Here is a 13,214-nt window from a genome sequence, read left to right as displayed (position 1 = left end):
CTCCGGGCGGTGATCAGAGGGGCGCCTGCCAGGTCACCGTCGTCCCCGTGCCGCCGTCGGGCGTCGTGCCGTCGCCGGTCGCCCTGCCGCCGTCGGTCGTCCTGCCGTCGTCGTGGACCGTCAGGCGTACGGCGTCCCGGCCGTCGGGGAGGGTGGCCGTCGCGTCGACCGTGACCTCGATACGGGTGACCGCGGGGCGGCGGGAGGCGGCGGCGAGGGCCCGGCGCAGGGCGGTCAGGAGAGGGGCGGCGGTGTCCTCCGGGACGCGGGACTCCACCGCGCCCCTGAAGTGGGCCGACGGCTGGAAACCGAGGACCGCCGCGGCCCCTGCCGTCTCCCGCAGCACCCTGCCCCGGAAGGTGGCGGGCGCCTCAGCGGGCGGCTGCTGCAGCGCGAAGATCGTCGTACGGACCTCCTGGATCGTCGACTGGAGTTCGTCCACCGCCCGGCCGAGGGTCTCCCGCACGTCCGCCGCCCCGCTGCGCCGCTGGGTGGACTCCAGCATCATGCCGGTGGCGAACAGCCGTTGGACGACCAGGTCGTGCAGGTCCCGGGCGATGCGGTCGCGGTCCTCGAACACGGCGAGGAGCTCACGGCTGTGCCGGGCGTCGGCGAGGACGAGGGCGGCCGCGGCCTGCGAGGCGAACTGGGTGGCCAGCAGCCGTTCCACGGACGTGTACGGGCGGTCGCCGCGGCGGCGGGGCAGCGCCAGCGTGCCGATCAGACGTCCGCCCGCCTGCAACGGCAGCATCATGCTCGGGCCGAAGCGGTGCCGTACGTGGGTCGTCATCCGCGGGTCGGTCGCCGAGTCGTCGACGAAGACCGGTTCCCCGCCCAGGAGTTGTTCGAGAACCGGGCTGCCGGGGGCGATGGTCGTACCGACGATGTCGCCCGGGTCCTCGTACGTCGAGGCCGTCACGATCTCCATGCCGCCCTCCGGGGTGGGCTGGAGGATGACGCCCGCCGAGGCGTCGGCGAGGAGGCGGGCCCGTTCCGCGACCGTCATCAGCGCGTCGGCCGCGCCCTCCCCGCCGAGCAGGGCCGTCGTCACGGCCGCCGCGCCCTCGATCCACCGCTCGCGCTGCCGGGCCGCCTCGTACAGCCGGGCGTTGCCGATCGCGATGCCGGCCTGCGCGGCGAGCATGCCCAGCAGCTCCTCGTCCTCGGCCGTGAAGGGGGCGTCGCCGGGCTTTCCGGCCAGGTACAGGTGGCCGAAGACCTCGTCGTCCACCGGGATCGGCACGCTCACCGGGTACGGGGGCTCGGCGCCGGGCGTGCGCACTTCCGCGAGTCCGTCCTGCCCGGGATCGGCCGTGCCGAGCGCCGCGTACCGGGCGCCGGTCAGCTCGGCGGCGCCGTCCACGATGCGCTGCAGGGTGGTGCGCAGGTCGAGGTCGGTGCCGACGCCGAGGACGGCTTCGAGGAGCGGCGGGAGGGGAGGCAGGGGCGGGAGAGGGGGGACGGTCACGGTGGATTCAGGTGGCCAGCGGGTCCAGCTCCAGCGGTGCGATCTTGCCCTCCAGCATGGTGCCGAGGCCCTGGACCGCGCACACGTCCGGCCGTTCCGCGATGTGCACCGGCATCCCCGTGGCCTGCCGCAGCATCTGGTCGAAGCCGGGCAGCAGCGCGCTGCCGCCGACCATCATGATTCCGCGGTCGGCGAGGTCGGCCACCAGGTCGGGCGGGCAGTCCCGCAGCACCTTGCCGATGCCGTCGAGGACGGCCGTCAGCGGCGTCTGGATGGCGTCCCGTACGGCGGCGGTGTCGACCTGGACGGAACGGGCCAGCCCGGTGGCCACGTCCCGGCCGTGGATCTCCGTCGACGCCGGGCCGTGCGGGGTGAGCCCGTTGCCGGACAGGGCGAGCTGGAGCGGCCGTACGGACTGGCTGGGCAGCACCAGTTCGTGCTGGTGGCGCAGGTGCTGCACGATCGCGTGGTCCACGGCCTCGCCGCCCACCGCGATCCGCTCCGCGGTCACGATGGACCCCAGCGAGAGTACGGCGACCTGCGTCGCGGCGGCCCCGCACACCATGATCATGGTCGCCTCCGGCCGCTCCACGGGCAGTCCGCAGCCGACGGCCGCGGCGATCAGCGTGTCCACCAGCTCCACCCGGCGCGCCCCGAGCCCGACGAGCGTCTCGATCGCCGCCCGCTGCGCCAGCGGATCGGCGTCGTGCGGGGTGCAGGCGGCGGCCCGCAGGCGCGGCTTGCGGCGCAGGGTACGGCGGATCTTGTCGCCGAGCAGATGCCGCAGCATGCGCTGCGCCATCTCGATGTCGACGACCGTGCCGCCGGAGACCGGGCGCACGACGCGGATGTAGCTCGGGGTGCGGCCCGTCATCTTCTCCGCGAACTCGCCGACCGCGATCAGCGCGCCGGTACGGGTGTTCACGGCGGCGGCGGAGGGCTGGTCGACGACGAGCCCGGCCCCCTTCACGTACACCCGCGTCCTCGCCGCACCCAGGTCGACGGCGAAGTGGCAGCGGCGCAGCTGCTCCAGACTGGCGGTCATGGCAGGTCCTCCCGAGAGCACAGACCGTGGGCCGCCGGTTTGGCGGGCCTCACTGGCATCGTGCGGGGGGCGGGGGAGGGGGCGCGTGTTGTGGTGGGCCGGGCGGGGTGCCGCTGAATGGGGGTTTTTGTCGCTTATGTCCTAAGTAAAGAAGAGATAAGTTTCGGAGTGTACGGGGTGTTTCGGTCGGGAGTTCGAGTATCCGTGCTCCTCCTCGCCCCGAACTCGATCTCCTCGCCGTCCGGACGGCGCCGGGGGCCTGTTCCGGTGTCCCCCTCGCGGGGGCGCGGACCGCGCCCCCGCTCACGCGTCACCGTCGGGGAGCCTCCGCTCCCTCGTCCGGGCCACTCCCAGCTCCGCCAAGTCCTGCGGCCGGATGCGGAGTTGATCTGCCGTCGTCTCCACCTGGGACGCCGGACGCTTCAGGATGGCCGCGGCCAGTTCCGGGGCGATCACGGAGAAGTAGCTGTCCGGGGTGGCCCAGGTGTTGTCGGGGGCGGCGAGGGCCAGTGCGCCGCCCGAGCCGCCCTCGCCGATCACCAGCGTGGTCACCGGTGTGCGCGCGGCGGCCACCGCCGAGAACACGTCCGCGATGGCCGCGCCCGCGCCCTGCCGTTCCGCCTCGGCGTCGTTGGCGGCGCCCGGTGTGTCCACCAGGGTCAGCACCGGGATGCCGAGCCGGTCCGCGAGCCGGATCAGTCGGGCGGCCGTGCGGTAACCGGCCGGACGGGTCGCCGTCCCGGTCTGGGCGGCGTAGGCGACCGTACGGCCCTTGTGCTCGCCGAAGCCGCACAGCATGCCCTCGGGGTCCGTGCCGCCGCAGCGGTCGCCGCTGACCGTGACCCGGTCGGTGAAGTAGGCGTCCAAGTAGTCTGCGGCGCGCGGACGTTCGGGCGAGCGGGCCCGCCGTACCGCGTCCCAGCCGGTGGCCGGGAGGTCCGTGTCGCCGAGTGCCGCCGGGACCGGGGCCGGGGCGTCCGACGTCCGGGTCAGCAGCCGCAGCCACCGGCCCAGCGTCCCGCGCAGCTCCCGCGGCGCCACGACCGCGTCGGCCGCGCCCGCCGTGACCTGTGCCTCCGCCGTGTACGCCGCCGGATCCGCGTCGGGGGGCCGGACCCGGGAGCCCGCGAAGCCGACCTGGGCACCGGGCAGCGCGAGGATCACGTCCGCGCCCGCGCCCAGCGTGGCCCAGCCGCCGCCCGTCGTCGGGTCCCGCAACACCGCGATCTGTGGCAGCCCGGCCTCCCGGGTCAGCGCGGACTGCCGGGCCACGCGCTGGAGTTGGGTCAGCGCGAGCATGCCCTCCTGCATCCGGCTGCCACCCGTGGCGATCAGTGGCACGACCGGCAGCCGGTGCCCGCGCGCATGCTCGTACGCGCCTTCCAGCCGGTCTCCGGTGCGTTCGCCGAGCGAGCCGCCGAGGTAGCCGAACTCGAACGCGATCAGCACGGCCCGGGTGCCGCCGACGGTCGCGGTGCCGCAGACCACCGACTCCTCCTCGCCGGTGCGTTCGGCGGCGCGCAGCCGCGAGCCGTCGTAGCCCTGCCAGCCGAGCGGTCCGTCCGGGGCGGACTCCCTCTCCCGGTGCGGGAGTTCGGTGAACGAGGACGGGTCGGCGACGAGCGCGAGGACGTCCCGTGCGGAGAGACGGGCGGAGAGTCGGTCAGTCACGGCCCAGCGCCCGCTTCATGATCTTCCCCATGTCGTTGCGGGGGAGCGCGTCCAGGTGGCGCACGACGCGCGGCCGCTTGTGCGGGGCGAGGCGGTCGGCCACGTGGTCCGCCAACTCCCCGTCCGTGGGCGGCGACTGGGGGTCGGCGGGCACCACCCAGGCCACGATCCGCTCGCCGAGATCGACGTCCGGCTCCCCGGTGACCGCGGCCTCCCGCACCCCCGGATGCTCCAGCAACGCGTTCTCGATCTCACCCGCCCCGATCTTGTAACCCCCGCTCTTGATCAGGTCGGTGGCCTTGCGGCCCACGATCCGCACGTACCCGTCGGGATCACGCACCGCCATGTCGCCCGTGCGGAACCAGCCGTCCGCCGTGAACGCGGCCGCCGTGGCGTCGGGCCGGTTGAGGTACCCGGTGAACAGGTTCGGCCCGCGCACCTGGATCTCGCCCACTGTCTCCCCGTCGTACGAGGCGATCGGCGCCCCGTCCTCCTCCACCAGCCGCAGCTCCACGCCCGGCAGCGGCACGCCGACCGTCCCGGCCCGGCGCTCGCCGTCCGCCCGGACGCTGGTGTTCATGAGCGTCTCCGTCATGCCGTACCGCTCCACCACCCGCTGCCCGGTCGCCGCCGTGATCCGCTCGTGGTCGTGCACGGGCAGCGCGGCCGAACCCGACACCAGCAGCCGCGCCCCGGCCAGCGCCTTCGCCAGTGCCGGGTCGTCGGGCAGGGCCTGGGCGATGCGGTGGTACATCGTCGGCACGCCGAACATCATGGTCGCGCCGTCGTTCAGCTCGCGCGTCACCCCGTCCGTCCCGAACCGGCCCAGGTGCCGGACGGACCCGCCGCGGCGCAGCGGGCCGAGGATGCCCAGGGCAAGACCGTGCACATGGAACAGCGGCAGCCCGTGCACCAGCACGTCGTCACCGGTCCACCCCCAGGCGTCCGCCAGCGCGTCCAGAGTGTGGGCGAGCGCCCGCCGCGGCAGCACCGCGCCCTTGGGCGGGCCGGTGGTGCCGGAGGTGTAGACGATCAGCGCCGGGTCCTCCTCGGAGGCCTGTTCGCCGGGGCGGGCGCCGGTCGCCCCGGAGTCGGGGGCCGGGCGGCCGGAGCCGGGGTCGCCAAGGTCGGCGTCTGGACGGCCGGGGTCGGGGGCCGAGAGGCCGGGGGCGGGGTCCGAGCGGCCGGAGTCGGCGGGAGGACGGCCGGGCGCGGCGGGCGCGGAGGTCGGTCCGTCGCTGAGGTCCGCGCCCTCGGGACCCTCCGCGGCGGCCCGCTCGTCCGGGCGGGCGCCACCCGCCCGCACGTCGACGTCCAGGCGCTCCAATTCGGCGAGCGCCGAAGGCAGTTCCTCGCCCGGCGCGGCCAGCACGAGCCCCGGGGCGCTGTCGGACAGGATGTGCCCGAGCTCCTTCCCGCCCGACTTCGGATTGAGCGGTACGGCGGCGATACCGGCCTCCAGCGCCGCCACCACCGCGACCGCCGTCTCCAGCGTCGGCGTCGCCCACACGGCGACCCGGCCGCGCCCCGCGAGCCGGCCCGCCAGGGCGCCGGTCGCGGCGGCCAGCTCCGCGTACGTCAGGGACCGGTCACCGAACCGCAGGGCCACCCGCCCCGCCGGACCGGCCGCCAGGGCCGGGAAGAGAGAGGACACGAGCCGAACTCCTTCACTGGGGCGGAACCGTCGATCACGATCCTGCCGTACCCGGCACCCCTCGGGCTGTGCCCTCCACCACGTCAAGGGGCGCGAGGAACTGCGCGACCGGCCGCAACGGCACCGCGCACGACCGGCGGCCGTCCCGGCCCGTACGGATTGCCGCGCTCGCGGCCGACCCGGTTAGCCTGCGCCGACCGGTTCATCCGTCCTCCGTACGACCCTGGAGCCCGCCGTGCCCCGAATAGCCCTGGTCACCTACGATCCCCGGCCCGAGCCCAGCCGCGACCGCGACCTTCCCGTGCTGCGGGAGGCGCTGACGGCGGCCGGGGCCGAGGCGGACGTCGTGTTCTGGGACGACGCCGGCGTCGACTGGGGCGGCTACGACCTCGCGCTGATCCGCTCGACCTGGGACTACAGCATGCGCAGCGCCGAGTTCGTGGCGTGGGCGCACAAGTGCGCCTCGCTCACCCGGCTCGCCAACCCGGCCGAGGTCGTGCGGTGGAACACCGACAAGCGGTACCTCGGGGAGCTGGCGGAGGCGGGCGTGCCCGTCGTGCCCACCCGCTACCTCGCGCCGGGCGACCCCGCCGACCTGCCCCGCGACCACGAGTACGTCGTCAAGCCCACCTCCGGCGCGGGCGCCCGGTACGCCGCCCGCTACACCCCCGACCGGCACGACACGGCCGTGGCGCATCTGGCGCGGATGCACGAGGAAGGGTTCACCGCCATGGTGCAGCCCTACGTCCGGAGCATCGACGCCACGGGCGAACGGGCGCTGCAGTTCTTCGGCGGGCGGCTGCTGCACGCCAGCCGCAAGCAGGCCGTCCTCGCGCCCGGTACGGCCTTCGACGCGGACAAGGTCGCCCACCCGGGCCTGGAACCGTGGACCCCGACCCCGGCCGAGCTGGCCGTCGCCGAGCGCGCCCTGGCCGCCGTACCGGACGCGCCCGAGGTGCTGTACGCGCGCGTGGACCTCGTCGACGGGGAGGACGGCCGACCGCAGCTGATGGAGCTGGAGCTGGTCGAGCCCAACCTCTTCCTGTTCCTGCATCCGGAGTCGACCGCCCGGGTGGTGCGGGCGGTGCTGGCGGAGGCGGGGAAGGGGCACCCGTAGTCGACGGTCACCTGTAGGCGACGGGGCAGCTGTAGTCGACGGGTCACCCGTAGGCGACGGGTCACCCTTGGAGGCGGGAATTCCCCGAATCCGGCGCCCCGTCCCGATCAGCTGCCTACCCTGCGGAAGAACGACAACGCGTGCGTGGGACCACAGCAGAGGGCGTGACGGGGTCGTGGGTGGATCGGAGGCGCGGCGCACGTCCGGCTTCCCGGCGGAGCTGACCAGCTTCGTGGGGCGGCGGGAGGAGTCTGCGGACGTCAGACGGCTGCTGTCGGAGGGCAGGCTGCTGACGCTGACCGGGCCGGGCGGTGTCGGCAAGACCCGGCTCGCCGCGCAGGTGGCGCGGCGGGTCGCGCGCACCTACCCCGACGGGGTGTGGCTGGTGCCGCTGGCCGCGCTGGGCGACGAGAGCCTCGTGCCGCACGCCGTGAACGACGCCCTCGGCGTGCACAACGAGACCGGGCGGCCGCCGCTGGACGTCCTCGTCGAGCACCTGCAGGCCCGCAGACTGCTTCTCGTCCTCGACAACTGCGAGCACGTCCTGCGCGGTTGCGCGGTCCTCACGGCGGCCGTCCTCGCCGCCACCGAGGGCGTCCGCGTCCTCGCCACCAGCCGGCACCGGCTGGGCCTGCCCGGCGAACAGCTCTACGAGGTGCCGCCGCTGCCCGCGCCCGAGGCGGCCGACCTCGCCGGGAGCACGGACGCCGCCGAACGGTACCCCGCGCTCCGGCTGTTCGCCGACCGGGCGGCGGCCGTGGTCCCCGGCTTCACCGTCGGCGCGGCCAACCAGCAGGCGGTGGCCCGGCTGTGCCGACGGCTGGACGGGCTGCCGCTCGCCATCGAACTGGCGGCGGTACGGGTGCGGGCGCTCGGCGTGGACCAGCTCGTCGAACGGCTCGACGACCGGTACCGGCTGCTCACCGGGGGCAGCCCCGCCTCGGCGCCCCGGCACCGGACGCTGCGCTCGGCCGTCGACTGGAGCCATGAACTGTGCACGCCCCGCGAGCAGTTGGTGTGGGCGTGGCTGTCGGTGTTCGTCGGCGGCTTCGACCTGGCCGCCGCGGAGGCCGTGTGCGCCGGGGAGGGCCTGGACGCGGCACACGTGCTGGACGCCGTCGCCGGTCTCGTCGACAAGTCGGTGCTGGTACGGGAGGAACGCGGCGGGCAGGTGCGCTACCGGCTGCTGGTCTCGCTGCGCGACTACGGCCTGGAGAAGCTGGCGGACCTCGGCGAGGTGACCGCGACCCGGCGTCGGCACCGGGACCACTTCGCCCGGCTGGCCGCCGAGTACGAGCAGCGCTGGTTCGGGCCCGACCAGGTCGCCCTCGCCGAACGGCTGCGCATCGACCAGGACAACTTCCGGGCCGCGCTGGACTTCTGCCTCGGCACGCCCGGGGAGGTGCAGCACGGGCTGCGGCTGGCGTCGGCGCTGTGGTTCCACTGGGTGACCAGCGGCCGCTGGGGCGAGGGTCGGCACTGGATGGACCGGGCGCTGCACGGGGGCGCCCGGCCCGACGCCCTGCTGACCCGCGCCATGTGGGCGGGCGCGCTGATGTCGCTGGTCCACAGCCGCTGCGACGCGGTCCTCACCGGCGCCGACCCTCCGCACGGGGTGCCGCCCGCGGACGCGGAGCTGCCGGTGCCGACGCCTCCGCCGGTTCCGGCCGGTGCCTACGGGCCCGGGGGGCGTTCCTCGGCCTCCACCGTCGGTTTCGTCGTCCTCACCCGTGTCGAACTCGCCTGCACGCTGGTCTCCCGGGGGCGCGCGCGGGAGGCCATACCCCTGTGCACCGAGGCCGTCGCGCTGTGCGAGGCGCACCGGGAGCAGTGGGCGCGGGCGTGGGCGCTACGGACGCTGGGGCTGGCGTACTGGTCGGCGGGCGAGTACGAGCGGGCCGCCGAGCAGGCGCGGGCGTGTCTGCGGCTGCCGTACACCGGTCAGCAGCGGCAGAGTCTGGCCCGCACGCTCGATCTGCTCGCCGCGGCGGAGGCGTTGTGCGGGCGGGGGGAGCGGGCGGGGGTGCTGCGGGGGGCGGTCGACCGGATCTGGAGCGAGATCGGGGGGAATCCGGTGGAGGGGCGGCGGGTGGGGCGGGTGGGGCGGGCGCGGGTGGCCGAGCGGCATGCGCGGCGGCTGCTGGGGGACGAGGCGTACGAGCGGGCGTACCGGCGGGGTGGGGCCCTGTCCGGGGGTGAGGTTCTCGCGTACGCGCTGGGGAAGTCGGCGCGGGGTGGGGCGGGGAGTGGGGCGGTCGTCGACGTGGGGCCGTTGACGCGGCGGGAGGTGGAGGTGGCGGCGCTGGTTGCGCGGGGGCTGACCAACCGGCAGATCGCCGAGGCCCTCGTCATCGCCCAGCGGACCGCCGAGGGCCATGTCGAACGGATCCTGGTGAAACTGGGGTTCAGCAAGCGGAGTCAGGTGGCGGCGTGGTACGCGTCGCGGACGGGGTGACGGAGGTGCGGGGAGTCGGGGTTGCCGTCGGGGTGGGTCACGCGGCCCGGCGCTACCGGGGTGCCGCCTGCGCCCACCCGTGCCGCCCCAGGCGGCACGCATGCCCGCAGGCTCAGCGGCGTGGGCGGAGCGCCGCCTGCTGGCGCCGGCGCTGCGGCGCCCCGACAGGGGCGCGGGGAACTGCGCGGTCAGCCCCCGCTCGGCCGCACCTGGTCACCGGCCTCCTCCGACGCCACCTCCAGCTCCAGCTGCGGCACGCTCTCCGCGCCCAGTTGCCGTAGGACCAGCCCCAGAAGCTCCCCGCACCGCACGGTCACCTCGCTCCCCGCCGGCAAGGCGCCCGCGAGGGTGAGGAGTTGCCAGGCGCAGTGGGCTTCCATGAAGCAGAGGTCGCGGAGGTCGAGGACGATGCGGGTGGGGCCCGTGTCGTCCCCCCGGGACAAGGTCTCCCGCAGCGCCTCGATGAACTCGGCCCGCGTGCCCAGGTCGGCCGCGCCCGTGATGCGGCTGCCGGTCGGCGTGCCGGTCACCTCAAGGGCGTCGAGGCCGTCCCGGACCCGCAGTGGGTGGACCCTGCCCACGTCGTGCAGCAGACCCTCCCCGAAGCGCTGCCGGTCGTACCAGCAGATCGCCGTGAACAGCGGGTCCGCGAACAGCGGCGCCACCGCCGCCTCGTAGTCCAGCAGCCGCTCGTGGTCCACCCCCGCCCGCGCCGCCCAGCTCATGTCGGCGGTGAGCCGCAGCCCCGCCCAGCCCTCGTCGTAGGCGCGGTCGACCTCCGCGGTGTACGCCGCGATCGTCCGCTCCTCACGGAACCGGCCGTCCGGCACGTACATCTCGGTGGTGCGTCGGAGGGACAACTGCCCGCTCTCCACGGCCTCCGCGACCGCTCCGCTGCCGCCGTCGAGGAGGGCGACGACCTCGTCGTCGTGCAGGTCGTCGGGGTCCATGACGAGCAGGACCTTCTCCCGGCGGGCGAGGCTGGTGCGGGTGTACGCGGTGAAGACGGTCCACGGCGAATCGTCGTCGTCCCCGTCGCCCGGCCCCATGCAGGCGTGGTCGCCCAGCCGCAGTTGCTCGACGGGCACGGCCGGGCTCGGCTCGGACATGGGGTGCCTCCGGAGTCGGGTCGCGGGACGGGAGCGGACGGACGACGGGACGACGACATTAGGCGCAGGGGTGGGACGTCCTCGCGGGTGATCGTCGATGTTCGGTCCGCCGATCGGTCCGGGGGCGGGAGAGCGCGCGTGCGAGCAAAAGTGACCGAAAAGTGCCTGGATTCGACCGTTGTCCGGTTCAGGGGCCGTCCACAGCCGTCCGCTGCAACAGCCCCCACGTGAACTCGGCGGCCACCGCGTGCCGTACGCCGTCGTCGTCCGGCGCGTGGAAGGCCAGCCCCCACCGGGTCGGGGCCGAGCCCTCCAGCGGGCGGGCCGGGGCGAAGGCGCGGGCCGCCTCGTCGACCGTGCAGGACCAGGGGGCGAGGTCGGACAGAGTGCGCAGCGGCGGGGCCTGGGCGCCGGGGGCGCGCACCAGCCACTCGTTCCAGACCGCGCCGTTCGGGGCGAGCAGCACCTCGAAGCGCAGGGTGGGCCAGAGGGGCACCGGCCACAGCCACGCCTCGCACTCCAGATCGCCGACCTTGCGCGTGAGGACCGACTCGGGCACGCCGAGGACGGAGCGGTAGCGCGAGGCCGCCGCACGGGAGCGGGGGGAGCGCACCATCGCCTGCCACCGCTTGTTCGCCTCGCGCATCTCGGCGATGGAGGCGCCCAGTTCACGGCGGGCGTCCTCCACCAGGTCCGGATTGTGGTCGGCCATGCGGCGCAGCAGCACCAGTTGGAAGTGGAGCGGGGTGAAGGGGCTAGCGGACGGCATGCGACCCATCGTCGCGCACCGGCCCGCCCGGCAGCCGCCCGTCCGGCAGGAACAGCACGGAGTTCACGTAGCGCGGGCTCCTGAACGGCAGGACCCGGCGCAGCAGCCCCTGGGTCACCACGTACGACACCTCCGCCTGGTGGGCCTCCAGCGGGAAGGACGCCAGCGGCACCCACGAGGTGCCGGGCAGCACCCAGCCGTCGTAGCCCAGCAGGGACAGGTACGTCACCACCGGCGCGATCGGCTGGATCCGGGACTCCAGTTCGACGAAGAGCGCCGGCCGGTCGCGGGAGAGGATGCCGGTCGCGCCGCGCAGTACGGCCAGTTCGCTGCCGTCCACGTCGATCTTGACGAACCCGACGTCCCGCAGCGCCAGTTCGTCCAGGGTGACGCAGCGGACGTCCAGGGTACGGCCGTGGATGTCCCGGCGGACCAGCGAGGACACCCCGCGGTCGCCCTCGTCGCCGGACGGCAGCCACAGTCGGGCCGTGCCGGGCCGGTCGGAGGCGGCGGCCTGGATCACGCGTACGTTCGGCGGGGTGCCCGAGGCCAGCAGCCGGGCCAGCCGCGGCACCGGCTCCACGGTCACCACCTGCCGGGCCAGGCCGGCCAGCCGGTGCGTCCAGGGGCCGTACCAGCCGCCGACGTCGACCGCCGTGCCGCACGGGGACGGACAGAGGTCGGCGAGCCTGGCCAGTTCGGGCTCGAAGCGCGGATAGACGGCCCGGGCGGTCGCGGCGACCAGCCGGACGGGCAGGAACGGGGCCACACGGGCCGTGAGGGTCGTCATGGGACCATCCGCTTGAGGAGCGCCTCGTGCTCGTCGTCGGAGACCTGCTCCCCGGAGGACGGCAGCAGTTGCGGGATGCCGTCGAGGACCGGATAGCGGCGGCGCAGCCGCGGGTTGTACAGCGCCTCGCCGGGATCGGCCGGCCCGTCCGGGACGATCAGGTGCAGGGGGCCCTTGTCCAGCGGGCACGCCAGGATCTGCAGCAGTGGGTCGTCGGGCTTCATGGCGGAGTCAACTCCTTGGCCCCGAGCGGGGCTTGGTTGTGCGCCGGCGGGTCGTGCCGGGGCATGGACAGCAGTACGGCGACGGCGAGGGCCGTGCCCGCGACCCGCAGCGTCAGCCGCAGCGGATCCTCCGGCAGCGCCTCGCCGAACGAGAGCGTGCCGAGCACGGCCGTGTACAGGCAGGTCACGGTGGTGCACACCGGCACGATCAGTGACGCCCGGCAGCGCTGCAGCGCCGCCTGCGACATCACCAGACCGAACGCGCCGGTGAACAGCAGCAGATACGGATACGGCGACCGCAGCAGATCGAGCAGCGCACCACCCATCCCGCTGGTCGTCAGATAGCTCGACACGCCCTTGATCGCGAGCGAGCTGACCCCGTACAGCAGGCCCACCGCCACCCCGTACTCCACGCCGGTGGTCGGCAGCCGGTGCCGGTGCCGGGCGCGCCGCTCGGCGGAGTTGTACAGCCACACCCCGGCCGCCAGCGACGGCACGCACACCAGCAGGATCAGCGGGTACGGGGCCGACTGGCTCACCGTGTCCGAACCCTCCCGCAGCGACAGCACCACCATCAGCAGCGCGGCGAGGATCGCGGCGAGCGCGTACCGCTCGCGCCCGGTGGTCTCCTCGCCCAGCAGCCGGGCGGACAGCAGCACCAGCAGGACCAGGCCGGAGACGAAGATGCCCTGGGCGGCGGCGATCGGCAGCGTCCGGTACACGGCGAGCTGGGCCGCGAACCCCGCCGCGAGCGCGAGCGAGCCGCCGATCCACAGCGGGCTGCCGAGCACCAGCCGCAGCAGCCGCGCCGGTTGACGGATCGTCACCTCGGGCAGGGCGGCCAGCGCCCGCTTCTCCAGCACGAATCCGCTGCTGTACAGGACGTTCGCCAACAGGGCCGCGGCCACTCCC

The 13,214-nt window shown here is 74.8% G+C and carries 11 protein-coding genes; 2 read left to right on the top strand and 9 right to left on the bottom strand.

Features of this window, described 5'->3' with window-relative positions; genetic code table 11:
* Positions 1-13 precede the first annotated feature (13 nt).
* The 4 genes from ICC28_RS02145 to ICC28_RS02130 all read right to left on the bottom strand — a co-directional run bounded on the left by ICC28_RS02145 (position 14) and on the right by ICC28_RS02130 (position 5,817).
* On the bottom strand, positions 14-1,468 hold the full coding sequence (locus tag ICC28_RS02145; RefSeq protein WP_317453944.1) for a GAF domain-containing protein: 1,455 nt from the start codon (positions 1,466-1,468) through the stop codon (positions 14-16).
* Between the two features lie 7 nt (positions 1,469-1,475).
* On the bottom strand, positions 1,476-2,513 hold the full coding sequence (locus ICC28_RS02140) for a rod shape-determining protein (protein ID WP_188286616.1): 1,038 nt from the start codon (positions 2,511-2,513) through the stop codon (positions 1,476-1,478).
* A gap of 303 nt (positions 2,514-2,816) precedes the next feature.
* The gene (locus ICC28_RS02135; protein ID WP_188286615.1) at positions 2,817-4,184 is read right to left on the bottom strand and encodes a carboxyl transferase domain-containing protein; all 1,368 of its coding nucleotides are present in this window, start codon (positions 4,182-4,184) and stop codon (positions 2,817-2,819) included.
* A complete protein-coding gene (locus ICC28_RS02130) occupies positions 4,177-5,817 on the bottom strand; it encodes an acyl-CoA synthetase (RefSeq protein ID WP_223188272.1) in 1,641 nt (546 codons plus the stop codon). Before ICC28_RS02130 ends, ICC28_RS02135 begins: the two co-directional genes overlap by 8 nt.
* A 256-nt stretch (positions 5,818-6,073) precedes the next feature.
* On the opposite strand from ICC28_RS02130, the gene ICC28_RS02125 reads away from it, so the two are divergent.
* Together ICC28_RS02125 and ICC28_RS02120 are read left to right on the top strand one after the other, a co-directional pair.
* Entirely contained in the window at positions 6,074-6,955 is an 882-nt protein-coding gene (locus tag ICC28_RS02125; protein ID WP_188286613.1) for a RimK family alpha-L-glutamate ligase, read from the top strand.
* Positions 6,956-7,130: 175 nt separating this feature from the next.
* Positions 7,131-9,410 (top strand): ATP-binding protein, encoded by a 2,280-nt coding sequence (locus ICC28_RS02120; RefSeq protein WP_188286612.1) that lies wholly within the window; start codon positions 7,131-7,133, stop codon positions 9,408-9,410.
* Positions 9,411-9,598: 188 nt separating this feature from the next.
* Here the strand turns inward: ICC28_RS02120 and ICC28_RS02115 are convergent, their stop codons facing one another.
* From ICC28_RS02115 to ICC28_RS02095, 5 genes are all read right to left on the bottom strand, one after another.
* On the bottom strand, positions 9,599-10,519 hold the full coding sequence (locus ICC28_RS02115) for an MEDS domain-containing protein (RefSeq protein ID WP_188286611.1): 921 nt from the start codon (positions 10,517-10,519) through the stop codon (positions 9,599-9,601).
* 187 nt (positions 10,520-10,706) lie between these two features.
* Positions 10,707-11,297 carry a hypothetical protein gene (locus ICC28_RS02110; RefSeq protein WP_188286610.1) on the bottom strand — a complete coding sequence of 197 codons (591 nt, stop codon included), beginning with the start codon at positions 11,295-11,297 and terminating at the stop codon, positions 10,707-10,709.
* The gene (locus tag ICC28_RS02105; RefSeq protein WP_188286609.1) at positions 11,275-12,078 is read right to left on the bottom strand and encodes an FkbM family methyltransferase; all 804 of its coding nucleotides are present in this window, start codon (positions 12,076-12,078) and stop codon (positions 11,275-11,277) included. Before ICC28_RS02105 ends, ICC28_RS02110 begins: the two co-directional genes overlap by 23 nt.
* On the bottom strand, positions 12,075-12,302 hold the full coding sequence (locus tag ICC28_RS02100) for a Trm112 family protein (RefSeq protein WP_188286608.1): 228 nt from the start codon (positions 12,300-12,302) through the stop codon (positions 12,075-12,077). The genes ICC28_RS02105 and ICC28_RS02100 overlap by 4 nt, the downstream gene beginning before the upstream one ends.
* Positions 12,299-13,210 (bottom strand): hypothetical protein, encoded by a 912-nt coding sequence (locus ICC28_RS02095; protein WP_188286818.1) that lies wholly within the window; start codon positions 13,208-13,210, stop codon positions 12,299-12,301. Before ICC28_RS02095 ends, ICC28_RS02100 begins: the two co-directional genes overlap by 4 nt.
* Positions 13,211-13,214: the final 4 nt, after the last annotated feature.

The organism is Streptomyces sp. TRM68416 (assembly GCF_014596915.1).
Lineage (GTDB): Bacteria > Actinomycetota > Actinomycetes > Streptomycetales > Streptomycetaceae > Streptomyces.
This window is presented reverse-complemented; position numbering and strand designations above follow the sequence as displayed.